The sequence below is a fragment of the Bremerella alba genome (assembly GCF_013618625.1).
GTDB lineage: Bacteria > Planctomycetota > Planctomycetia > Pirellulales > Pirellulaceae > Bremerella > Bremerella alba.
The window spans coordinates 415642-439411 of record NZ_JABRWO010000003.1 but is presented as its reverse complement, the minus strand read 5'-3'; the positions used below and the strand labels follow the sequence as shown (position 1 = coordinate 439411).

At 52.3% G+C, this 23770-nt stretch carries 22 protein-coding genes; 14 read left to right on the top strand and 8 right to left on the bottom strand.

Going from position 1 to position 23770, the window contains the following annotated elements; translation table 11 throughout:
- Window positions 1-83 precede the first annotated feature (83 nt).
- A complete protein-coding gene (locus HOV93_RS07485; RefSeq protein WP_207395843.1) occupies window positions 84-584 on the top strand; it encodes an NUDIX hydrolase in 501 nt (166 codons plus the stop codon).
- Here HOV93_RS07485 and HOV93_RS07480 read toward each other — a convergent pair.
- From HOV93_RS07480 to HOV93_RS07465, 4 genes are all read right to left on the bottom strand, one after another.
- Window positions 581-1012: a rhodanese-like domain-containing protein gene (locus tag HOV93_RS07480; protein ID WP_207395842.1), complete on the bottom strand. Its 432-nt coding sequence runs from the start codon at window positions 1010-1012 to the stop codon at window positions 581-583. The two genes, HOV93_RS07485 and HOV93_RS07480, sit on opposite strands and share 4 nt — an antisense overlap.
- A gap of 43 nt (window positions 1013-1055) precedes the next feature.
- Window positions 1056-2447, bottom strand: a complete 1392-nt coding sequence (asnS, locus tag HOV93_RS07475; RefSeq protein ID WP_207395841.1) for an asparagine--tRNA ligase — start codon at window positions 2445-2447, stop codon at window positions 1056-1058.
- Window positions 2448-2524: 77 nt separating this feature from the next.
- Window positions 2525-4351: a divalent metal cation transporter gene (locus HOV93_RS07470; protein WP_207395840.1), complete on the bottom strand. Its 1827-nt coding sequence runs from the start codon at window positions 4349-4351 to the stop codon at window positions 2525-2527.
- Between the two features lie 157 nt (window positions 4352-4508).
- Window positions 4509-5570, bottom strand: a complete 1062-nt coding sequence (locus tag HOV93_RS07465) for a thioredoxin-disulfide reductase (RefSeq protein WP_207395839.1) — start codon at window positions 5568-5570, stop codon at window positions 4509-4511.
- Between the two features lie 200 nt (window positions 5571-5770).
- Here HOV93_RS07465 and HOV93_RS07460 point away from each other — a divergent pair, with 200 nt between their 5' ends.
- Window positions 5771-7657 carry a carbon starvation CstA family protein gene (locus HOV93_RS07460; RefSeq protein ID WP_207395838.1) on the top strand — a complete coding sequence of 629 codons (1887 nt, stop codon included), beginning with the start codon at window positions 5771-5773 and terminating at the stop codon, window positions 7655-7657.
- A gap of 69 nt (window positions 7658-7726) precedes the next feature.
- Here HOV93_RS07460 and HOV93_RS07455 read toward each other — a convergent pair whose 3' ends face one another.
- Window positions 7727-8728: a DUF1573 domain-containing protein gene (locus HOV93_RS07455; RefSeq protein WP_207395837.1), complete on the bottom strand. Its 1002-nt coding sequence runs from the start codon at window positions 8726-8728 to the stop codon at window positions 7727-7729.
- 397 nt (window positions 8729-9125) lie between these two features.
- On the opposite strand from HOV93_RS07455, the gene HOV93_RS07450 reads away from it, so the two are divergent.
- The 6 genes from HOV93_RS07450 (at window position 9126) to rplS (ending at window position 14696) form a co-directional block, all read left to right on the top strand.
- Window positions 9126-10922 (top strand): thioredoxin-like domain-containing protein, encoded by a 1797-nt coding sequence (locus HOV93_RS07450; RefSeq protein WP_235989921.1) that lies wholly within the window; start codon window positions 9126-9128, stop codon window positions 10920-10922.
- A 9-nt stretch (window positions 10923-10931) separates the two neighbouring features.
- The gene (locus HOV93_RS07445; protein ID WP_207395836.1) at window positions 10932-11360 is read left to right on the top strand and encodes a hypothetical protein; all 429 of its coding nucleotides are present in this window, start codon (window positions 10932-10934) and stop codon (window positions 11358-11360) included.
- Between the two features lie 231 nt (window positions 11361-11591).
- Window positions 11592-13052: a signal recognition particle protein gene (gene ffh / locus HOV93_RS07440; protein WP_207395835.1), complete on the top strand. Its 1461-nt coding sequence runs from the start codon at window positions 11592-11594 to the stop codon at window positions 13050-13052.
- Window positions 13053-13104: 52 nt separating this feature from the next.
- Entirely contained in the window at window positions 13105-13587 is a 483-nt protein-coding gene (gene rpsP, locus HOV93_RS07435) for a 30S ribosomal protein S16 (protein WP_315853369.1), read from the top strand.
- Window positions 13588-13602: 15 nt separating this feature from the next.
- Window positions 13603-14319 carry a tRNA (guanosine(37)-N1)-methyltransferase TrmD gene (trmD, locus tag HOV93_RS07430; RefSeq protein WP_207395834.1) on the top strand — a complete coding sequence of 239 codons (717 nt, stop codon included), beginning with the start codon at window positions 13603-13605 and terminating at the stop codon, window positions 14317-14319.
- A gap of 26 nt (window positions 14320-14345) precedes the next feature.
- Window positions 14346-14696: a 50S ribosomal protein L19 gene (gene rplS / locus HOV93_RS07425; RefSeq protein ID WP_207395833.1), complete on the top strand. Its 351-nt coding sequence runs from the start codon at window positions 14346-14348 to the stop codon at window positions 14694-14696.
- 82 nt (window positions 14697-14778) lie between these two features.
- On the opposite strand, the gene HOV93_RS07420 is transcribed toward rplS, so the two are convergent.
- A complete protein-coding gene (locus HOV93_RS07420; protein ID WP_207395832.1) occupies window positions 14779-15579 on the bottom strand; it encodes a GNAT family N-acetyltransferase in 801 nt (266 codons plus the stop codon).
- A gap of 201 nt (window positions 15580-15780) precedes the next feature.
- Between HOV93_RS07420 and HOV93_RS07415 the strand changes: the two genes are divergently transcribed.
- Window positions 15781-17022, top strand: coding sequence for a Y-family DNA polymerase (locus HOV93_RS07415; RefSeq protein WP_207395831.1), 1242 nt, complete (start codon window positions 15781-15783; stop codon window positions 17020-17022).
- Here the strand turns inward: HOV93_RS07415 and HOV93_RS07410 are convergent.
- Both HOV93_RS07410 and HOV93_RS07405 read right to left on the bottom strand, forming a co-directional pair.
- Window positions 17019-17510, bottom strand: coding sequence for a dihydrofolate reductase (locus HOV93_RS07410; RefSeq protein ID WP_207395830.1), 492 nt, complete (start codon window positions 17508-17510; stop codon window positions 17019-17021). The two genes, HOV93_RS07415 and HOV93_RS07410, sit on opposite strands and share 4 nt — an antisense overlap.
- A gap of 125 nt (window positions 17511-17635) precedes the next feature.
- Window positions 17636-19195: a hypothetical protein gene (locus tag HOV93_RS07405; protein WP_207395829.1), complete on the bottom strand. Its 1560-nt coding sequence runs from the start codon at window positions 19193-19195 to the stop codon at window positions 17636-17638.
- Window positions 19196-19872: 677 nt separating this feature from the next.
- Between HOV93_RS07405 and HOV93_RS07400 the strand changes: the two genes are divergently transcribed.
- The 5 genes from HOV93_RS07400 (at window position 19873) to rpsB (ending at window position 23734) form a co-directional block, all read left to right on the top strand.
- Entirely contained in the window at window positions 19873-20304 is a 432-nt protein-coding gene (locus tag HOV93_RS07400; RefSeq protein ID WP_207395828.1) for a type II secretion system protein, read from the top strand.
- Between the two features lie 200 nt (window positions 20305-20504).
- Complete coding sequence (locus HOV93_RS07395) at window positions 20505-21167, top strand: redox-sensing transcriptional repressor Rex (RefSeq protein WP_207395827.1); 663 nt, start codon at window positions 20505-20507, stop codon at window positions 21165-21167.
- 364 nt (window positions 21168-21531) lie between these two features.
- Window positions 21532-22293 (top strand): Crp/Fnr family transcriptional regulator, encoded by a 762-nt coding sequence (locus tag HOV93_RS07390; protein WP_207395826.1) that lies wholly within the window; start codon window positions 21532-21534, stop codon window positions 22291-22293.
- An 82-nt stretch (window positions 22294-22375) separates the two neighbouring features.
- On the top strand, window positions 22376-22705 hold the full coding sequence (locus HOV93_RS07385) for a zf-HC2 domain-containing protein (RefSeq protein WP_207395825.1): 330 nt from the start codon (window positions 22376-22378) through the stop codon (window positions 22703-22705).
- A 309-nt stretch (window positions 22706-23014) separates the two neighbouring features.
- The gene (rpsB, locus tag HOV93_RS07380; RefSeq protein WP_207395824.1) at window positions 23015-23734 is read left to right on the top strand and encodes a 30S ribosomal protein S2; all 720 of its coding nucleotides are present in this window, start codon (window positions 23015-23017) and stop codon (window positions 23732-23734) included.
- Window positions 23735-23770 lie beyond the last annotated feature (36 nt).

The window sequence follows — 23770 nt, the reverse complement described above, 5'->3', positions numbered from 1 at the left end:
ACCCTGTCAATGCGTCCAAAATAGAGAGTGCAATTCACGTTCCACTACCAGTAAAGTTAAAAGCAAAAAAGGAGAGATAGCTCATGCCGCAGAATGAAACGGTCTTTAAAGGCGTTCGTTTCAACGTTGAACGGGTCTGGCAAGGTGAACGTCCACGTGATGTTATGCGTCATCCTGGTGCCGCCGTCATTCTTCCGCTGGTCGATGACAACCACGTTTGTCTTATCAAGAACTATCGCATTGCTGTCGAGCAAACGCTTTTAGAGCTACCTGCCGGAACGCTTGAACCGAACGAAGCTCCGGAAATTACTGCTGGCCGTGAGCTAGAAGAAGAAACAGGCTACCGCGCAGACAAGATCCAACTGCTATCGACTTATTATCCTTCGCCAGGCGTTATGGACGAACGAATGTACACCTATCTGGCCACAGGACTCACGATGCACGCGCCGGCTCGGGAAGAAGGGGAAGAGATCGAGAATCACGTCGTAACGCTGAACGAAGCCAAGACCATGATCCAAGACGGACGTATCGCCGACGGCAAAACGATTGCTGGTTTGCTGTTCTACTTCCAGTTCCGCACTTAATTCATATCAATCGGCGGATCAAACTGGGGATCGGTAGCTTTGGTTTCTTTGAAGCCAGCGTCGAGCAGGTCTTGATACGTCTTGGTGATCGGTATGACTTTGGCGTCCACGCGTTCGAACATTTCAGACGCCAAAATCGCGCGACGCCCCGTATTGGAATACGCGTAAATCTTCAGATCAGGATCTTTCTTATATTTCGCGATCGCTTTTCTGGCATGTTTGTCGGTGGCCATTGCCGAAAGTGGGATAAGCTCGGCCTTGCTAAGATGGGCCTTCTTCCATTCGACTTCTTCGCGAACGTCGAGCAGTACTGCCATGCCTTCGTCGACTTCCTTCTTGACTTCTTTCAGATCAACGGCCAAGGCAATTGATGCCAATGAAAGCGTCCCCAGGACGCTTAGCGTGACAAGCATCAGGTGGCGGATCATATCTCGAATCCTTCGTGGAAGATGACGTGCGTGAACCGGCAGTTTAGAACTCAGCCCAACCTGGGGTGCGAGGGAAGGGAATCACATCGCGAATATTCCCCATGCCCGTAATAAACTGTAGAACGCGTTCTAGGCCAAGTCCAAATCCGGAGTGCGGAATCGTGCCATATCGTCGTAAGTCCAGGTACCACCAGTACTCTTCGGCATCGAGCCCCTGCTCTTTCATGCGGCTTTCGAGCACATCAAGGCGTTCTTCTCGCTGGCTTCCGCCGATAATTTCGCCTACCTGTGGCACAAGGACGTCCATAGCACGCACCGTTTTCCCATCGTCGTTACAACGCATGTAGAACGGTTTAATCGAGCGAGGATAGTCGTGCAGAATTACCGGTCGCTTGAAGTGCTGCTCGGTCAGGAATCGCTCGTGCTCGGATTGTAGGTCCATGCCCCAAGTAACGGGATACTCGAATTCCTGGCCAGATTTCTGCAGAATATCGATGGCGTCGGTATAACTGCATCGCAGGAATTCGCTCTCGACAATGCCTTGCAGCGTGTCGAGAATCCCGGGTGCGATACGCTCGTTGAAGAATGCCATGTCTTCGGCACAGTCGTTCATCACATCGCTGAAGATTCGCTTCAGGAAGGCCTCGGCGACCTCCATATTCTCTTCCAAATCAGCAAAAGCGATCTCCGGTTCCACCATCCAAAACTCGGCCAAGTGGCGACTAGTATTCGAGTTTTCAGCACGGAATGTTGGACCGAACGTGTAAACCTTACCCAACGAGGTCGCGAAAATCTCGCCTTCCAACTGGCCACTCACCGTCAGGTAGGTCGGACGCGCAAAGAAGTCTTTACTGAAGTCAACCTTACCGTTGACCTTTGGAGGCTGATCGACGTCCAAGGTCGTTACGCGAAACATCTCACCCGCCCCTTCGCAGTCGGAAGCGGTAATAACAGGCGTGTTCACATAAAGGTAGCCACGTTCCTGAAAGAACTGGTGAATCGAATACGACACACGATTCCGCACACGAAAGACACTGCCAAACGTGTTGGACCGAGTCCGCAGATGGGCCCATTCCCGGAGCTTCTCGAACGTGTGACGCTTCTTCTGCAGTGGATAGGTCTCTGCATCAGCGGTACCGAAAAGAAAGACTTCGCTGGCCTGTACTTCGGTGGCTTGTCCCTTCCCTTGAGATTCCTTGATTTCGCCGACAACGCGTATCGAACAACCAGGCGTCAGGTGCTTCACTTCGTTTTCGTAATTAGACAACTGGTTGTCGGCGACGACCTGAATATTCGCCAGGCAGCTACCGTCGTTCAGTTCAATAAAGCTAAAGCCACCTTTGGAGTCACGTCGCGTACGCACCCACCCCTCAAGGCAAACCTGCTGTCCAATCGAATCTGCACGACGTGCCTGTAAGACCGTTCTCTTTTCCATCGCACCGTCCCTGTTGTTTATTTGCCTGAAGCGGCGGCTCTTTCAAAACGACAGAAAGAGCCGCCGAAGTTTCCATTCTAGGCAGTTTCGGTCGCTTCGGCTTGGACTGGCTCATCGTCGTCCTTGCCGGTGCGGAGGAAGAATCCGCCTACGAATAGGATCAGGTACCCAATAACGACAGTCAAGACGACGGCCTTCTGCGCGAAGGGAGTACCAGGGTTTGTAACTTTGTCGGTAATGGACACAACAGCAGCTGCGATCGCTCCGATGACCGAGATGACCATCAACACGTTCCAAATGATCCAGCTCAGTCCCTTCGGCTTGTTTTCGCCGAGGATTTTCTTGCTATTCATCATCATGAAGAACGTCACGTAAGCGATTGGTAAAAACATCACCGCAAAACTGGAAACCAGAATGGCCAGCCAAGTCTTGGCCGGGCCATCCCACACGATAAACCACGATGCACCAGAGAGCCCGGCGACCAAACAGCCAATCACATGAGCAACACCGTTAGGCTTCGTGTTGAGCATCTCGGTAAATGCGTAGCCGTTGATCATCATTAGGATGATGATCGTCGAGAACCCCATCCCGAAGATTCCGATCCCAAACACCCAACGGGCCAAACCACCTCCCAGCAGGGGCGCCAGTGATTCGGACAATAGAAACTCACTGCGTTTGACGAGCGAAGCGGAGAGGCGTTTCTCGTTGTCGGGAAGTTCAGCCACCGCCAACTTCAACGGTTCGTACTTGGCTTCCAGAAGCAGATCAGCGAGCTTGGCATTATTAACCTTACCGTCTTCTCCGGTTGCTTCGTCGAGATATTCCTTAGGAACATCCAAGCTGTCCTTGTCGAATTCAAGGACGCGAACGGCTAACGTCTTCTCGGCACCACCGTAGATAGGGCTCTTGGCCATCGTATCAGGCGAAGTCGAGAGAAAGTCGGCATCCACTTTGGCATGAAACGCCGCCGCCGAGGCAATCACAACACAGCTTGTCACCAAGATGTAGGGAATCGCCATCCCGGTCGAGAGGTCGAATCGTGCTAGACCTCGGAAGGTTTTGTCCCATCCGCGAGCCAGCATCGAATAGGGCAGCAGGAAGGTCATATTAATACCAACGGCAGTCGCCGCGGCACCGATCATCGCGGCGCGTTGATCAGCGACGATCCGATCAGTCCAAAAGGTGCGATAGGGATCTTCTACCTCGGCCGCAATCTCGGCCACCTGCCCTGTTGGTTCACTTGCTGCGGATAAATCAGGGATAAAACCAGCGAAGACTTCTGACCATGTGAAAGCCTCGCCTGACATGCCCAACTTAATAACAACTCCAAAGAAGCAAAGCACGATCACACCGATCATGCCCTTTAGCAGCATATCGAATATCTTGGTCGCGATCCCTGGTCGCGAATTCATGTAGACGAGTACGCCGCCAGCGATGAGAAGCAACAAGGAAACAATCGCCTTGGTTGACGTATCATCGCCAACGAGACCAGGGGCCAGATTTTTATTCAGGGCAGCATAGCAGAGCCCGAACTGCGGCATGAGGAAAATCATATTCGCCGCAACTGTCGCCACGATCCACCCCCAGCCAAGCACAGGGTTGATGTGCGCATTGATTTGGCGAAATGGCCGCTTGCCGGTCGACAAAGTGACGTAGCTAATCGCCGAGAGCATTACCACGCCGCAAATGATGGCCACTAATTGCAGCCAAAGCAAACTGTATCCGCCCAAGATCCCCATGAAGAGCGCGCCGGACAAAGAGCCACCACCCAAGGTGATCGCACTTTGCAACCAACCAGGTCCTGAAAGTCGAACCCAAGCACCCAGCGTGGCACCAGGCCCCTTTTCTTGTGCTTCCTGGAGAATCTCTCGATCCGTTTCGACTTTGCTTACGGTCTCAGACATAGCGAATCCTTCGCCTAGATTCGGCGTAGATAAGGGATGATGGGGAGGGATCTAATAGAACAAGGGGAACGATCTTCGTCCCCCTTGCTGCGTTTTTTCGTTGACACACGGAACGTGCAAGGTTCTCAGTGCATCTAATGATGGTTGCATTTTTAGCTTAATGCAAGCCCTGCGAGGCCAACCAGCGTTCCGCATCCAGTGCCGACATACAACCGGTTCCTGCTGCTGTTACAGCCTGGCGATAGTAGTCGTCGGCCACGTCCCCGGAAGCAAAGACGCCGTTGACGCTTGTATTGGTACGAAAGGGAACCGTCCACTTAAGATAGCCCGCGTTATTCATTTCCAACTTCCCCTTCAGAAAGTCGGTGTTGGGTGTATGACCGATGGCTAGAAAGAACCCACTCGCATCGAGCTTCTTCGTGGAATCATCCACCGTGCTTTCCAGCATGGCCCCGGTGACGCCGTTTTGATCGTCGCCGAGCACCTCGGTCACGACGTGATTCCAAACAACTTCGACCTTCTTGTTTTCCGTGACCCGATCGACCATGGCCTGGGAAGCCCGGAATTTGTCTCGACGATGTACCAAATAGACGACCGAGCTGTACTTGCTCATGTAATCGGCTTCTTCAATAGCCGAGTCGCCTCCACCTACCACGATGCATGGCTTTTCACGGAAACGCGGCAAAGCGCCGTCGCATACGGCACAGGCACTAACGCCCCGGTTCTTGTAGGTTTCTTCCGATTTCAATCCGAGGTAATTTGCACGAGCGCCCGTAGCGATAATCACTGAGCGGGCTTTTAGCCATTCTTCGCCTTCGCGAGGCTTGAGTTTGAATGGCTGTTCGCTGAAATCAACTTCTACGATGTCGTCGGTTACAACCCGAGTGCCAAAGTTCTTGGCTTGTTGCCGCATTAGCTCCATCAATTCAGGACCGCTGACACCATGCTTTTGGTGCGGTGCCATATACTGACGCAAGCTATCGTCAATGGCGTCATCCAAGTAACCGCCCAGGTCGCCAGAGGGAAATCCGGGGAAGTTCTCTACTTCCGTCGTCATTGCCAACTGGCCGAGTGGCCCCCGTCCGAGATCGTAGTGCTCTTGAAGCGCAGCACCTTCGTAGAGAAGCGGCTTCAAATTGGCTCGAGCTGCATAGATGGCGGCAGTCCATCCCGCAGGGCCACTTCCGACGATAATGACGTTTTCAATCTTTTCCGACACGGTCGTTCTAGTCCTTTTGAAAGCGCAAAGCCGCGAAAAAAATTTATCTCAATTGAATTGTGAGCTATTCACGTCGCTGAAAGAATTCATCATTATAGAGATAAGCAGGAAAGCTCACTATCCCTGCGTACCACCCACCATCAAGTTCGCTCCTCTGTTGGATGCACGATGCCTCACGTCGTGACACAAATTTTACGCTTATGTCGACGCTAATTGTTGCCGTTCTGTCTTTCGTTGGCTTTATTGTTGCCTATAACACGTATGGGCGCTGGCTATCGAAACGGCTATTCGAGCTTGACGATAGCAATGAAGTCCCCAGCAAACAGCTCCGGGACGATATCGACTACTGCCCAACCGATCGTCAAGTTGTCTTCGGACACCATTTCACCAGCATCGCAGGCACCGGTCCCATTGTGGGCCCCGCCATCGCCGTTTTCTGGGGTTGGCTTCCGGCCCTGTTGTGGGTCGTATTCGGTTCGATCTTCGTGGGAGCCGTTCATGATCTGGGTGCTTTGATCATCTCACTTCGCAACCGAGGGCAAACTGTCGGTCAAATCGCTGGCCGTATGATTAACAAGCGTGCCAAGTATTTGTTTCTCATCGTGCTTGCCGCCGCGTTGATGGTCGTCCTAGCGATCTTTGGGTTAGTGGTGGCTGTCATCTTTGCTGAATACCCACAAACCGTATTGCCGGTTTGGATCAGCATGCCGATTGCGATTGCCTTGGGTATTTACGCCCGTAAAAAAGATGCCCACCTGCTGCTTCCATCACTGGTTGCTCTGTTTATTGTCTACGCTTCGATTCTCGTGGGCGTCTATTACCTGCCCATCGATCTTTCGTTGATTTTGGCGAAGGTTCTGGGACCTACTCTTGCAGAAAATCACTACCTAAGCGCCTTGATGATCTGGACCGTCATTTTATTGGGTTACTGTTTCGCCGCTTCCGTGTTACCGGTTTGGCTGCTGCTTCAGCCTCGCGACTATGTCAACAGCCATCAGTTGATCGTGGCGTTAGTGCTGCTGTTCGTGGGACTTCTTGTGGCGAGTGTGACCGGTGCGGCAGATCTGGCCCAGGCAACGCCTGCGGTGGCGACGACGATGCCGGCAGGTGCCCCCCCCATCTTTCCGTTTCTATTTATTACGATCGCCTGCGGTGCGTGTAGTGGATTTCATTGCCTAGTCAGTAGCGGAACCTCGAGTAAGCAAGTCGAGAAAGAATCTGATGCCCAATACATCGGCTACGGTGCCATGCTCCTGGAAGGCGGGCTCGCCGTTATCGTTATCCTTGCTTGCTGTGCAGGCGTCGGCATGGGCATCTTTGAAGGGAGCAAAGGGCCTGACGGGTCGTACGTATACACCGCTATGACCGATGCCGAAGGCGTACCGCTAACAGGGCAAGCCGCTTGGGAAACTCGGTACGCTATCACGAAGAATTGGAGTGATTTCAAACTGCCAAACTTGGTGGCGGCTTTTGTCGAAGGAGGAGCGAACTTCCTCACTGCGATCGGCATTCCCCTAGAAATCGGCATCAGCATTATTGCGGTACTCGTCGCGAATTTCGCAGCCACGACCCTCGACACGGCCACGCGACTTCAACGATATGTCCTGCAGGAACTGTTCGTATCGGTACCAGTGACCAGGCCTCTTTCTGGAAAATATGCGGCGACGGCCGTGGCCGTGATTTCGGCATTAGCGATCGCCGTATTTGCCGACACAGTACCCGGCAAAGGTGGGACACTGCTCTGGCCATTGTTTGGAGCAATCAATCAATTGCTTGCAGGACTTGCCATGATGGTCACCGCGTTCTACTTGTGGCGGCGTAACAAACCGATTTGGTTTGTTGCCCTGCCGATGATCGCGATGCTCATCTTGCCAGCCTTGGCAATGTACTACAACGTCTTCAGCGAGACGGGATATTGGGCTAAACAGCAATGGTTACTGTTAGTCTTGGGCGTTGGCGTGCTCATCCTGCAAGCATGGATGTTATTCGAAGCAATCGTAATGTGGCCGCGTGTGAAGGGTGTCTTGGAAGAATCGCTCCCTCCGTTGCCGGAGAAGAAACCTGTCGTAGCCGCGGAGAACTCATAACCAAACAGGCCCCTGATTCAATCACGAATCGGGGGCCTGTTTTTTACTTTTTGGAGATACCGTTATCGACTAGGTTTCCGATTTTCCTTCGGTCACCACGACGGTCGCAACTGACTCGCCACTGATACCTTCACCGAGGTCGGTCTCGATGGTTATCTTCTTAACGACCGTTCCACCTTCGCTTCCCGCGGTAAACGTTAGTGGCAGGAAGTGAAGCTTCTTGGGTTCCTCTGGCAAAGCCGCAAACTGAAAGCTTTCGCTGTCACAGTTGATACCAGTAATAAGAAACGGCTTCTTGGCTCGCACGATTAATTTCGCTTCGGTCTTTTGGCCGGGCTTCAACTCACCTAGCGACAAAGCGCTCGGGCTGACGTTCAAAGCCGACTCGACTTTGCCTTCGACAGGCAGCGACACGGAAGGGCTTCGCTTGTCGTTGGTAATCAATGCCAATTGGCTCGAAATAAAACCGACCGGAGCATTATCTTTTAGGCGAACGACCAAATCGTATCCAACCCGACCGCCACCACGATTGGTTTCACTTAGTTCGACGCCTAGGAAATCGTCGTTACTACGAACATCCGTGATTTTCCAGTCGCTACGACCGGCCTGAGTCACGTGAATCTTGGCAACGCCACTTTCACCTTGTTCGACGTTACCGAACTGGACCGAGCCTGGCTGAAAAACCAAGTCACCGCGAATGTCCGTCGAAACATTCAACTGAACTTCCGCATAAAAAGGCTTATCGATTGTGACCGTAACGGTCGCACTTTTATGGCCCAGGAAGCTGTCGGTGTTCAGTTTCGCGACAATCGCCCCTTTTTCCCACGTTTTCAAGGTGTCGTTCTTGATCGAAGGGCTCGTGCAGCCGCAGCTGGAACGAACACTGGCGATATGAACATCTTCTTCATAGATGTTTTGAAGTTCAAACTCATAGGTAACTTTGGCCCCTTTAGCCACGGCACCGAAATCGTGCGAGCGAACTTTGAACATCTTGTTCGCCCAATCCTGGCCCATGCCGAAGGATGCTAATAGTGGTAAGAGACAGACAGCGAGCCATACTTTACGAAACACGTTTTGATCCTCCGATATTTGGCGGGCTTGGTCCATAAGGGTAGGATGTGGCCCAAGTCACTCCGACTTCACCACACGTAGACCATTCCACCAAAGGTAGCACGTTCCTCGGTGCACGTTCGACAATATCGTTTCCGGACGTACCCGGAACAATCGCTATAATCGTTATAGATTGTCGGCAAAATTCCATGCTCACCCCAGGAATTTTTTCAAGATGCTCGCCAGACTCCCCTACAGAGTGGTCGATGCATGCACGCCAGACATCATGTGAAAAGAGCTACCCGGAACATCCTGAGCCGGTAAACTACTAGTATTGTAAGAATAAACACAGCCATTCTCTCCCTAAATCATTCCAATTTTATTGGAATCCTGCCCTCGAATCCGGAAGGTCCTATAGATGCCTTACCTGCACTTTTCTCCGAAATTCATTTTACGCAAGCTAGCCATGTTTGCTGCTGTCTTGCTGCTAGTTGGTTGTGGCAGTTCCTCATCCCATCCGTTTGCGATGGCCGAAGAACAGCAACCGGTCGCGGCAAAGGAAAAAGCAGCAGACGATACGCCTGATGCCAAAGAAGACGATCATCCCTTCCGCGCACGCATACCTGCGCCCGAGTTTCCGCAGGACATGGAGTGGATGAACACCAAAGAGCCTTTGGAGCTCGAAGAGCTCAAAGGCAAGTTCGTCTTGCTCGACTTCTGGACTTACTGCTGCATCAATTGCATTCATATCCTCCCTGAACTTAAGAAGTTAGAGCACGAATTCCCCAACCAGTTAGTTGTGATCGGCGTTCACTCTGCCAAATTTGACACTGAAAAAGAGGCCAAAAACATCAGCGAAGCGATCCTCCGATACGAGATCGAACATCCCGTTGTGAACGACGACGAGATGAAGATCTGGAATAGCTTCAGCGTCAGTAGTTGGCCCACAATGTACCTGATCGATCCCGAAGGCAACGTTGTTTACCTTCGCCGCGGAGAGTTCAAAGCAGACGATATTCGCGAGGTGCTTAATCGAGCGATGCCTTATTACCGAGAAAATGGTTCTCTCGACGAAACTCCGATTCAGTTCGATCTGCTGGCCTACGATCAGCAGCCCACCCAACTACGATTTCCAGGGAAAGTCTTGGCCGATGAAAAGTCGAATCGGTTGTTCATTTCAGACAGCAATCACAACCGAATCGTGATCACTTCACTCGATGGAGAATTGCAGGAGGTCATTGGCAGCGGAGAGATCGGTTCCGCAGACGGTGCCTACGAATCTGCCCAATTCGATCACCCGCAAGGCATGGCCCTTAAGCAGGACACTTTGTATGTTGCCGATACCGAAAACCACCTCATTCGCAAAATCGATTTGAAAGAGAAGCAGGTTTCAACGATCGCAGGCGTAGGTGAACAGGCCAAAAACAACTGGCCTGGCGTTGGCGAAGACGCCACCTTATCGAGCTTGCCGAAACGATTCGTTGGCACTCCGAAGACAACGCCAATCAACAGCCCTTGGGCTCTTTGGCCGCATGGTGACAGTCTCTACATCGCCATGGCAGGTCCGCACCAGATCTGGAAAATGAAGCTCGATGAGTCGGAAATCGGCCCCTACGCAGGCAACGGTCGCGAAGACATCGTCGACGGCCCCTTGCTTCCATCGATTCCTTACCAGCAAGGCCACTCGTCTTTTGCTCAACCCTCAGGTTTGACCTCCGACGGTAAGTCTCTGTTTGTTGCCGACAGCGAAGGAAGTTCGATACGCGCCGTACCCTTCGACCCTGAAGGAAGCGTGCGGACAGTGATCGGAACAGCGCATTTACCGTACGGTCGCTTGTTCAGCTTCGGGGACGTGGATGGCCCTGCCAAGACAGCCAAACTGCAGCATGCACTGGGCGTCACTTACGTCGACGGCATCATCTATACAGTGGACACCTACAACAACAAGATCAAAGCAGTCGATGCGACCACAGGCAACGTAACAACGATCGCTGGTACCAGCGAACCTGGGACCGCCGACGATCCCGCTCAGTTCGACGAACCAACCGGTATCTCGCATGCAGGCGGGAAACTGTACATCGCCGATACGAATAATCACTTGATTCGTGTGATGGATTTAGAATCCAAAAAAGTTTCCACGCTGCAAATCAAAGGGCTTAAACCGATGCCTGCGAAGAAACGGCCCGAAGCTTTGCCAGGTGCGATTCAGAAGTAAGATAGCTACATGGCTCACTCTTTTACGCTGGACGATTTCAGAAAACAGCTTGAACAGATTACTCGCCCAAGCCTTCTGAAGAGGATGCTGGGGCTCACGCTCGGAATGGGCGAGATGACTAAGACGCTACAAAGTGGCGAACACCAAAGAGAAATGTGCCGCCTGGGCGGAATGATTGACGCAATGACCCCAGTCGAACGCAGCGATCCCAAGTCGATCGACCTCGGCCGACGGCTGCAAATTGCCAAAGGCACGGGAGTCTCTCCGCGAGAAGCTACCGATCTGATCAAACAATTCGAGAGTATGGCTACGCTCATGAAGAAAATGGCAGAGGGTGGCAATCGCCATGCCATAGAAAAGTTGCGAGAGCTTCGTCGGGGAGAACTTGTCGATGATTGGGATGATGACGACATCCTAGGCACAGACGACGACTCGTAGCTATGCATAGCACTACTCACCACCCATCAAGGGAACACCACCTACCGAAAAACCTTTTCCCTGTCCCGCTTTACCAATTGCCAACCTGCCGTGGGGTTCGCTAGAATACGCGTTTCGACCCATCTCTCGGGAGCGGGCCATGGGATTGTTTTGTCCTTGAAATGGGCAAGACATCGGTCCCCCGAGCGAACTCCCAGCTACGTGATAATCGACCCTTAGGCAAATCCTCCGATGTTGGAATCGCTACAAGACGGCTTACAATCAGCGTTTAAGACGCTGCGCGGACAGGGCCGTCTGACCGAATCGAACATGCGAGAGGGCCTGAAACTGGTCGAAAACGCCCTGCTCGAAGCCGACGTAAGTTATGACGTCGTCAAGGCTTTCATGCAGGACATCTCCGACAAGGCCGTTGGCCAAGACGTACTCAAGTCGCTCAAGCCTGAGCAGCAGCTTGTCGGTATAGTCAACGAGGCCCTGATCGAACTGCTGGGCGGCGACTCTGACCCGACCTTGCACCTGAAACAAGATGTCACCGTGCTGATGATGTGCGGTTTGCAGGGTGCTGGTAAGACAACCACGTGCGGTAAATTAGCGCGATTAATCGGCCAAGATGGCAAAAAAGCCTTACTTTGTGCCGCTGACCTTCAGCGTCCTGCCGCCGTCGATCAGCTGCATATCGTCGGTAAGAGCGTCGACACGCCCGTTTACAGTGAGCCGGGTGCTACCGACCCGATCGCTGTTTGCCAAAACGCGGTCAAGCATGCCCGTGAAAATGGTATCGATGTCGTGATTCTCGACACGGCCGGTCGACTGGCTATCGACGAAGAGCTGATGCAACAGCTCAAAACGATCGACCTGAAGGTGCATCCTGACAAGGCCTTCCTGGTAGTCGACGGCATGACCGGACAAGACGCGGTCAATAGTGCCAAGGCGTTTAACAATGCCCTGGACCTCAACGGCGTCATCATGACCAAACTCGATGGCGATGCCCGAGGCGGTGCATTGCTGTCGGTTAAACAGGTCACCGGTGTACCGATTAAATTCATCGGTACCAGCGAGCACATGGACGGCCTCGAACCCTTCCATCCGGACCGCTTTGCGAGCCGGATCCTCGGAATGGGCGACATCCAATCGATGTTCGAGATGGCCCAGCGTGAGTTCGACCAGGAACAAGTCCAGAAGACGCAGGAACGGCTTCAAAAAGGCCAGTTCACGCTAGACGACTTCCGCAAGCAACTCAACCAGATTGCTCGTCCAGGCCTAATGCAGAAGATGCTCGGTATGATGCCAGGCATGGGCGAGATGACCAAGATGCTGCAGGGCGGCGACCACGAAAAAGAAATGCGTCGCCTGGGCGGGATGATCGACTCGATGACATCGGTCGAACGCAACGATCCTAAGTTGATCGACAACAGCCGTCGCCAGCGGATTGCCAAAGGATCTGGTGTTTCCCCGCAAGAGGTCAACGAACTGATCAAGCAGTTCGACAGCATGGCCTCGCTGATGAAGGGAATGGCCGGTGGTGGCATGGGGGGCGCCATGGACATGATGCGGAAGCTTCGCAGTGGCGAGCTCATGGACCCGACCGGCAAAATGAAAAAGTCCAAGCAGAGTACCGGTAAACGGATGACTGCGAAGGACGTTAAGACTCAAAAGAACCTTAAGAAGAAGCTCAAAAAGCGGCGTCGTTAACCTCGTCGTTGAGCGCGTTTAGACAAAAGATTTACTTTAGGAGTAACGTTACGTGGCAGTTCGCATTCGCATGAAAAAGATGGGTCGGGCACACCGTCCGTTCTATCGTATTTGCGCCATGGATTCTCGCTCTCCGCGAGATGGCAAGGCAATTGAGTATCTCGGCACTTACGATCCTTTCGTCAAAGAAAAAGACGCCCGGGTCAACATGAAGTCCGAACGCGTCGACTACTGGCTTGGCGTCGGTGCTCAGCCTTCACCTAAAGTGGCCGTTTTGATCCGTAAGTACGGTTCCAACGGCAGCCACTTGGCAGCTCGCGAAGAAGCCTTGGCTCGCATGGCGACCAAGACTGCCTACGTTCCTCCGAAAGTTGAAATCAAAGAGCCTGAACCGGAAGCACCGGCCGCCCCTGAAGGCGAAAACGCCGAAGCTCCGACCGAAGAAGTTGCCGCTCCAGCTGAAGGTGAAGCTGCGGCAGCACCGGCTGAAGCAACCACCGAAGGTGGCGAAGAGCAGCCCAAGGCCGAAGGTTAAGCAGGCAGACTTGCCATGCGGTTCGATGTCCTCACGTTGTTTCCAGAGATCTTCACCGGCTATCTCGGTGAAAGCCTGCTCAACAAGGCCATCGACAAACGATTGGTCGAAGCCCATGTCCACAACCTGCGAGACTGGGCAAATGACAAACACAATCGAGTCGACGATCGACCTTTTGGCGGTGGACCTGGAATGGTCATCCGTGCACAGCCGGTTGTCGAGGCGATTGAACAAATCCAGCCACGGGGTAATAAGCCAGGCCGGTTGATTCTGCTAAGCCCACAAGGGAAAACGCTTAATCAACCACTAGTCGAAGAGCTTTCCCAACAAGAGCGGCTGACCATGATCTGCGGCCGCTACGAAGGTTTCGATCAACGCGTGATCGACCTTCTACAGCCGGAAGAAATTTCGCTGGGAGACTTCGTCCTTAACGGAGGCGAAGTCGCAGCGATGGCGATCATCGATTCGGTGATTCGCCTGATCCCTGGTGTACTGGGTGACGAGCAAAGTGCAGTCGACGATTCTTTCAGTGAAGGAAATCGTCTTCTCGAGTTCCCGCAGTACACGCGGCCTCGAGAATATCGCGGCCTGAATGTTCCGGAGGTTCTCCTCGGTGGCAATCACCAAGAGATCCTTGCCTGGAGAAAGCAACAGTCGCTAGAAAAAACCAAGATGCGACGAGCCGACCTGCTGGACCAGCATTCGGACGACGCCCATGAAAATAAACGTTAAATCGCTGTAGCAGAAGGAAACTGGCAATGAGCCAAGAATTGATGAACAAGGTCGAAGCGGCCTACCAAAAGTCGGACGTCGATTTCTTTGAAATCGGTGACACTGTCGAGGTCCACACCAAGATCCTCGAAGGTCAAAAGGAACGTATCCAGAAATTCATCGGCACCGTCATCGCCAAGAGCGGCAGCGGTACCCGTGAAATGTTCAGCGTTCGCCGTATTGTCGCTGGCGAAGGTGTTGAAAAGAAGTTCCCACTTCACAGCCCACAGATCGCTAAAGTGGAAGTTACGCGTCGCAGCGTCGTCCGCCGAGCCAAGCTGTATTACCTTCGTGATCGCGTTGGTAAGGCTACTCGCCTGCGAGAACGCCGCGTCTAAGACGCCCATCGCAACTTCGCCTACAGCGAGACGAATCGGAAGCACCGCACGAGGTAAACTTCGCGCGGTGTTTTTGTATGCGCTAATCCGGTGACCAACGATAACAGTTGAGTTCACCGAACCTTTGGAAACCGATCTTCCGATAGAGCGACTCCGCCTTCCGTGAAGCACAGAGCGTCGCCAGCTCATACCCCTGTTCTTCAATCAGGGATAGCAACGAGATCGTAAGCGTCGAGGCGACTCCCTGCCCGCGATACTGGGAAAGCACTCCGATGTTATAGATTCCCGCAGCCTGACTTCCATAGAAAATTGACCCGACTCCAGCAACTTCTCCATCCACCAATGCGAGAAAATGCTGAAGCTTTTTCCGGCTACCAAGTCCTGCTTTTTTGAGTATTCGGAGCCATGGTTCCTGGGTGAACTCCGGCAAACCATAAACTCCGGTCATGATCTCGACCCACGTCCGCAGATCGATTGCCGAAGTGACGGCTCGAATCTCAACTTCCTCAGAGACACGTTCATAGTCGGCAACGTTCGGCTCAATAGCCATCGCTGATTCGCAGGCCACATGCTCTAATTCATGGGCGATTAGCGACTGGCCAAGTCCTTTCGGTCGAGTTTTAGGACCGACCCACCAGGCCATTGGCAGTTTTCTCTCTCGAAATGGATCCAGTGCCTCATCAACGACTTCAGAGAGTTGGGCCGGTGGGACATTCGCCTCGAAGATGCTATTGAAATACGGGTGCGAGATCTCACTGATCAGACGGTACCAGCGGGACTCCCTGATTAATTCCACCTCTGACGACTGCGCCCAGTGGCAACAGAACTCGCTGTCGTTCGCTTCAATTGTCTCGGCAATTTGCGAGGAATTCAGGCCTGCCAATCGATTCTCCAAACGCTCTACCCATTCGAATTCTTTTGTTAACAACCGATCAAGTGACACCATCGAAGCGTGAAGGTTCGATTCTTTTTGCCTCGGCTTATATGGCGTCCCAATCTTCTGCCAAAGGTTTCTCTTGCGAAGGACGACAAACAGTGTACATTCATACACCACTCAAAGCAAACCTTCCTAAGGGCGAACGCGATGACTCACGTGAACTGGATGATGCAAGACATGAACTCTTTTTTTGCGTCTGCCGAGCAGTTTTTGCGTCCCGAATTGCGAAATCGAGCGATCGGGGTGGTACCACTCGACTCGGACTACACCTCCATCATCGCGGCCAGTTACGAGGCCAAGCGATGTGGCATACAAACGGGCACCAAGGCCCACGAAGCCAAGCGGCTCTGCCCTCGCATTCAGTTGGTCAGGGCACGACCGAGCGTTTATGTCGAGATTCACCACGACTTACTTAAAAGCGTCGATCGATGCGCTGAGGTCCATCACGTATACTCCATCGACGAATGGACCATCAAGCTGTGTGGCCGATACCAGCAAATCGAACATGCCGTTCAGCTTGCCGGCGCCATCAAGCGGCAACTTCGACAAGATTTTGGTCCCTGGCTGACTAGTTCAATCGGAATTGCTCCCACGCGATTACTGGCCAAGACGGCAAGTAATCTGAAAAAGCCGGACGGTTTGACCGTTCTTCCGATAGCAGAATTACCAGGTCGACTTTCTCATCTCTCACTGGAGGACTTGCCTGGGCTAGGACGAGGCATGGTATCGCGACTCAACAACTCACGCATTAGAACAATTGAGGAACTCTGGAAACTCGATCGTCGACAGGCCCTACAACTCTGGGGTTCGGTTTCTGGTGCTCGTTGGTGGGATGGATTCCACGGCATTGATGCCCCGGAACCTCCCACCCAGCGTCACTCGATGAGCCACGGTCGTGTGCTGGACCCTCGCCTACGAAATGAATCTGGGGCGCATTGCATTTTGGTCTTGCTGCTCTGCAAACTTTCTCGACGACTGCGGCAAACTGGCTACTGTTCTCGCAACCTCCAACTTACTCTATCCGGGGATCGCGGAGCCTTATTCAATGAGAAAATCGATCTGCCTTGTGTTCAAGATACGCTATCGATCCTTCATCAGTTTGAACGCCTGTGGCGTCGGCGGCCGCAGAATTTGCGTGGGCTCAAAAAGGTCGATGTAACGGTGAGCAAACTAGAGCCGCGCAGTGAAGTCTCAGGCTATCTCTTCGACGAGATCTCTCAGTCCCAGCGGCTGTCCCATGCCCTCGATGAAATCAGCGATCGCTGGGGAGCAAATGCGATTTATTTCGCGAATACGCACGCCTACCGCGACGTCTTGGAAGACAAAATTGCATTTGGGCGTATTCCCGAGTTGGTCGCCAAAGGAAGTGCGTTTCACACGGTCACTTAAGCAGTTCGCTGCCACTCACGATAAATGAATTGGGCATGCTCGTCTTCGCGGGTAACTTCCCACTGACTGCGATTGAATTCAGGGAAGTATTTGTCTCCATCAAAATCTTCTTTGATTTCACTCAAATACATCCAGTTCGCATGCGGCAGAGCCAATTCATAGATCTGCGAACCGCCAGCGACAAAAATCTTCACCCCATAGGAGCGAGCCATTTCGAGTGCTTTCTCGATGCTGTCGACAACCGGCACGCCAAGATCTGGTGCTCCTCGCGAAACAACAATGGCCTGTGCACTAGTGAGATCGGGGCCAAATACTTCGTAGGATCGTCGTCCCATAATGACCGTTTGCCCACGAATGTTGTCGATGAACGTCTGATATTCTTCGGGAATGTCCCAAGGCATTCCATTCCCTGTACCAATAACGCGATCTTTGGTCATGGCACCTACGAGAATAACCGGAAGATTGGTATCGTCGGATCGGGTCGTCACTTGCTGAACTCCTGCATCAAGAAACAAAAAAAGCGGCTTAAGACCGAAGTCTCAAGCCGCCTCATTCTACCAGGCCAGTGCCTTAAACCCTCCGGCAGAGAGTCCAAGGAGCCGGTTTCGCATCGTTACGCACCGCAACCACAATCGCTGGCAGCAGCTTGGCCACCGCAGCAAGGATCGCAAGGGGCCGGGCAGCAAACTGTGACCGGAACCGTCTTGCAGATGGTCTTAGGAACGCAACGGGTAACCGTGTAAGCAACCTTCTTCGGCACACACTTAGCGACCTTGACGGTCTTGGTGGTGTGAACAGGCTTCTTTACACAGTAAGGAACTTGCTTGGTGTGGGTCTCTTGGACCATCTTGCACACCTTGTAAGGAACTTCCTTCGTGTGACATTCCTTGACCATCTTGCAGACCTTGTAGGTGCAAGTCTTGGTACGCTGTTCAGGAACCATCTTGCAAACCTTGTAGGTGCAGGTCTTGGTACGCTGTTCAGGAACCATCTTGCAGACCTTGTAGGTGCAAGTCTTGGTCTTGTTTTCCTTGACCATGTGGCAGACCTTGTAAGTACAGGTCTTGGTACGCTGTTCAGGAACCATCTTGCAAACCTTGTAGGTGCAAGTCTTGGTACGCTGTTCAGGAACCATCTTGCAGACCTTGTAAGTGCAGGTCTTGACGCGTTGTTCCTTCTCCATGCGGCACACTTTGTAAGGAACTTGCTCAGTGATGGTTTCATGTTCGTAGCGAACGCAATCGATTTGCTTTTCAGTGACTTCTGGAACCCAAACCTTCTTGCAGCAGGTCTTAGGTGGGCACTGAACTTCAACAACCGAGGTTTCGCCTGGGCAGTAGACACACTTGCACTGGCAAGGGTCCCAAGTCCAGCAACCTGGCTCTTGAATGCACTTCTTTACAACAGGACCGGGGATCGTTTCGGTCTTGGTTTCCCAGTGACCGCCACAGACCTTAACCGTCTTGGTGTAATGAACTGGCTTGCAGATCGTCTTGCAAACGTCACGATACTTGGTCTCGTAGACAGGCTTGCAAACGGTGTAGCAAATATCCTTAGTCTTGGTTTCCCAAACAGGCTTGCAGACCGTATAGCAAATCTCTTTCGTCTTGGTTTCCCAGACTGGCTTGCAGACGGTGTAGCAAATTTCCTTAGTCTTGGTTTCCCAGACTGGCTTGCAGACCGTGTAGCAGGTTTCCTTCGTCTTGGTTTCCCAGACTGGCTTGTTCACGGTGTAGCAAATTTCCTTGGTCTTGGTTTCCCAGACTGGCTTGCAAACCGTGTAACAGATGTCTTTAGTTCGAGTTTCCCAGACCGGCTTGCAAGTGGTGTAGTTCACCGTGCGGTACTTGGTTTCCCAAACTGGTTTGCACGTGGTGTACGTGCAATCTTTGTAGCGCGTTTCCGTTTCGTAGGTAACGCAATCCACAGTCTTGTCTTCATAGACCGTTTCATAGACGGTCTTGTAGCAGGTTTGTTCCTGCTGTTCGTAAACAGTCTCTTTACAAGTCTTGTTTACGGTGTAGCACTGCTGCTTGCAGCACTCGTAAGTTGCTGGTTCACAACAACCCGCATTCCGGAAGCTGAACAATCCGCCATAAGCGGCTTCAGCCGAGTTCGCCGAAAAAGCAGCCAATATGACCGCTAGGATCGGCAATCCCATTACAGCTCGCATTTTCCTTCTCCTTCGTTGACAAAACGCCGTACGACTAAGGGCCTGGCCTGGTTTGGGCAAATCCTTGCCGTGTCCTGTGCCCTCAAACATTGAATCGTGCAATATCTCCTGCTATCGCCCGTTTACCCGCAGCACCTACTCTTGGCATCTTTCGTGTCACTCACTGACACCCCAATCCGCCTATTCAGTACTCAGATGTCCTTCTGTATCGTCAATCTGGGATGAATGCTTGAGATAGAACACATGGGAGTTACCCAAAAGATACGAAGACATCAACAGATGGGCAGAGTGCGAGCATCGAAAGGAATGCAACAAACAAGTACCCTTTTGCCGGCTATGACAATTAAGACAAATGCCCCACAAGTGCATTTAGTGCGGTTTTTATAGGGGGGATCGCCTACCCGCCCATGAGAAGAGAAGCCATCGGTCACAAGCTATGTTTATGCCAGTGGATAAATAAGCAGCAAATTCACCCCTCACAATGGATGGCATGCATGCGTTTTAGAGAAAATCTCCTTGACCTGGCATCCGCGTAACGTATCTACCTTCAGAAAGCAAATGCATCGCCGCTTTCGGGTAATCCACTTACGCAATGAAAACATGATCCTTGCTGATTGATCCTAGGCGAGAATTCTCCCTAAACGAATCAGCAATATTCGACTTGGAGTGTCAAAACAATGTCGCAAGCAAAAAAAGCTGGTTTCACGCTTATTGAAGTCCTGATTGTCGTGGTGATCTTGGCTGTCCTAGCAGCAACGGTTATCCCTCAATTCACGGACTCAACGACGGATGCCAAAAAGAGTAGCGTGCTGTTCAATCTGCATACATTGCGGTCGCAGATCCAGCTCTATCGCGCCCATCATGAAGGTGCTGTCCCCGGATCTGCTCTCAATGAGCTAACTATTTCAACCAAAGCCGATGGAACAGCCGACGGCCCGTTCGGTCCGTACCTGTCAAAACTTCCTGTAAACAACTTCACCAACAGCAACACCGTGAAGGTCGTCACAGACGATCCTGTGACTGCCGACTTCACCGACACCCATGGCTGGCTGTACAATGCGACTACCGGCGAAATCTGGGTCAACTACGAAGAACTTGGCACCGAGTAATCGCGCAAGTGTGATCATCCGATAGCATTGGTGAGAGCCTGGCTGAAGTACTGCCGGGCTTTCACACTTTCTTGTTGGGGCCGCGTCCAGCAACCACCCTTGTTGGGCAGTCTGCTGACAGGGTAGAGTTGATGGTGTTCTATCCACCAACTCTCGCGATACTTCGATGACGCCTTGGCGTCGACCTGTTGGCACACGTCATGGCGAAAAGCAAAGACAACAAGAAAGCTTCCAGCGACCAGCGTGTCTCAAAGGCCGTCGTCAGTCGATTGAGCCTATATTTGCGTGAGCTTTCTCGTTTAGAGCGGGCCGGAATCGAGACCACTAGCAGCACCAAACTAGGAGAAATGCTAGGTTTCTCGGATGCCCAGGTCCGAAAGGATTTGGCAAACTTCGGGCAATTCGGCTATCCAGGCGTCGGCTATCGCTGTTCAGAATTGATCGCCACGATTCGCCAAATCATGGGGACCGATCAGAAATGGCCGGTGGCTTTGGTAGGCGTGGGTAACCTGGGCCGCGCACTTTTAGGTTATCGCGGCTTTTCCAATCAAGGTTTCAATACGGTTGCCGCATTTGACCTCGATCCCAAGATTGTTGGTAGTGAGATCGAAGGGATCCCTGTCTTCAACCTGGACAATGCAGACAAGATCGTCAAAGAGAAGTCCATCCAGCTTGCGATCCTTGCCGTTCCTGCTGCGGCCGCACAGGAGGTGGCTGAGCGTCTGGTTGAGGCAGGTATTCATGGTTTTCTCAACTTCGCTGCGGTAACACTCAGACTGCCGGATGATGTCACTGTCATTGGAGTAGATCTGGCAATTGAAATGGAACAACTGTCATTCGCAATGACGTCGCGGATGCCTTAGTTTCCGCAGCGAACCCGATGTTTGTTCGCGGGTCCTCTTGTCGTACCATGACGGTATCCGGTACTATCTATACTCCCGCAAACGGGAATTACCCCCTAGTGTAATGGTAGCACTACAGATTTTGGCTCTGTCGGTCGAGGTTCAAATCCTCGGGGGGTAGCTAAGCACGCCTAAATGGGCGTGCTTTTTTTATGCACGTTCCCAGGGGATTAGCGATCTTTTCTGTCCAGAACTTACTAAATTCGGCGGAAACGGGCAGTCGCTCTGTAACACTACAAACAGATTAGCATCGAAAACATATGCATAATCATTTCTTGTCCCACTGATTAACGGGGCAAAGCATTGCCAACAAGAGGATCCACTAATGGCGGGACAAATCTGGTATCTCAAGTCGTGCCGGCTTTTTGAGAACTGTACACCTCCCCAGATAGCACGTCTCGAATCCGCTAGTCGTGCCAAATCTGTCGGCAAGGGCGAGCCCATCTATCTGCCAGCTGATGATGCCAATTCGGTACTGGTTTTAGCGAGCGGCCGCGTCAAAATCTGCCATTTGACCAGTGATGGAAAGCAATCCATTCTGGCATTCATCGAGCCAGGCGAAATCTTCGGCGAATTAGCGATTTTGAACATGGGGAATCGCGATGAATACGCAGAAGCAGTTGAGGACTCGCGCGTAATTGCCATTCCAGATCAAACGCTGCGGGAATTGATGGAAGAGCATGCGAATCTCTGCCTAGGCGTCACCAAGATAATTGGCCTGCGACGACGAAGAATCGAACGTCGGGTAAAGAATTTGCTCTACCTGCCTAATCGCGAACGGATCATTCACCTCCTTCTAGAGTTAGCAGAGCAGTATGGCCATGAAACAGATCACGGTATTGAACTGTCCATTCGCCTGTCACATCAAGATTTAGCGAGTCTCGTGGGTAGCACGCGCGAAACAGTGACCGTTGTTCTCGGTGCCATGCAGAACGAAGGACTGATTAAACTGGGCCGCAAAAAAGTTATCCTCAGAGCACCTGACCAATTAGCTCATCAAGTTAGCGTCCCACCGCTGCGTATGAGCGAACAACCTCCATCTAGTACACCTGCCGGTTTCTATTTACGACACTCACTTGGCACGTGATCAATCCTCTTAGCATCTCCCAAATTGAGGGGTTCGCCTCGACCTGGGAACGACAAGGGGGATTTTTCCGGAAATCGCTACCATGCCCACGAACAAACCTTGGTCCGAATGCCCTGCTGGAGAGCTCGCCGAGCTACAGCGGTCGCTGCAAGAACAATCGCGTCGTGTTCATGGGCGCCGAAACTTTATGATCGCTACAGGAAGCGTTACTTTAGGAATTGCTAGTGCCGGGATCGGCATTGTTTTAAGCCGCCGCGAGCCAGGCATTTCGATCCTCTCTTGCCAGGAAACCATTGACCTTCTTCCTCGGTTTGTCGATGGAACACTGACCAATGTATCGATGCGAAAAGCGATTGAAGTACATCTAGACCATTGTGTGCGTTGTCGTGAGCATTTCGAGGCAACCTACTAGCCCCTTTCTATCGTGTAGGTCGTTGACGATTCTGGAAGAATCGGCTATTCTCGTGAGCTTCCATCCCCCTCACTTTGTTGCCCTGGGGGAAGTACCAAGAACTAGGGAGGCTCCTACCACTTAGGAAGCCAGCCACGGTTCGGCCGTTCAACTGCGACGAATTCTCCGAAAACTGTGTGGGAAGTGAGGTTTTCGGAATCGAGAATCGCCGTAGTACAGGTATCGCTTCCACTAATTGGCATGGCGCCAATCTAGAGCCTGAAACGCCCGCATATCGTTGCAATCCCTTACACAAAAGGACTTTGCGCCATGTCGAGCGGACAACAATTCGTTCAGGAACTTGTCGAATGCGGCATCCACTTCGGTCACCGTACCAGTCGGTGGAATCCGAAGATGGCACCGTACATCTACGCTAAAAAGAATCAAATCCACATCATCGACGTCCGCGAAACCATTCGTGGGCTTCTACGAGCCAAGAAATATCTGGCCCAGGTTTCCGAAGGGGGCAGCTTAGTGCTGTTCGTGGGAACCAAACGACAAGCCGGCGCGGCCATCGAACGTGAAGCCGAACGCTGCGGTATGCCGTTCATCAACGAGCGCTGGCTCGGTGGAACTCTAACCAACTTCCGTACCATTCGCAGCCGCCTGAGCCGCTTGGAAGAGTTGGAACGAATCATCGAAGGGGACGAATTGGCCAAGTACTCGAAGAAGATGCAATCTTCTTTGAACCGCGAATATCGCAAGATGTATCGCAACTTGAACGGTTTGCGAACGATGAACCGTCTGCCGGAAGCTTTAGTTATCGTCGACCCCAAGAAAGAAAAGAACGCCATCAAGGAAGCTCAATCCCTGGGCATCACGACGGTGGCTTTGACCGATACTGATTGTGATCCGGACCAAGTCGACCTGCCAATCCCAGGCAATGACGACGGTATCCGTTCGATCGAAATGTTCCTTAAGCTGATGGCCGATGCTGCCATCGATGGTAAGCATCACGCTGCCCAGCAAACGGAACAATCGGCCAAATAGGCTTTATTTCAGCTTCGGAATCCCTCGGTGAACCTC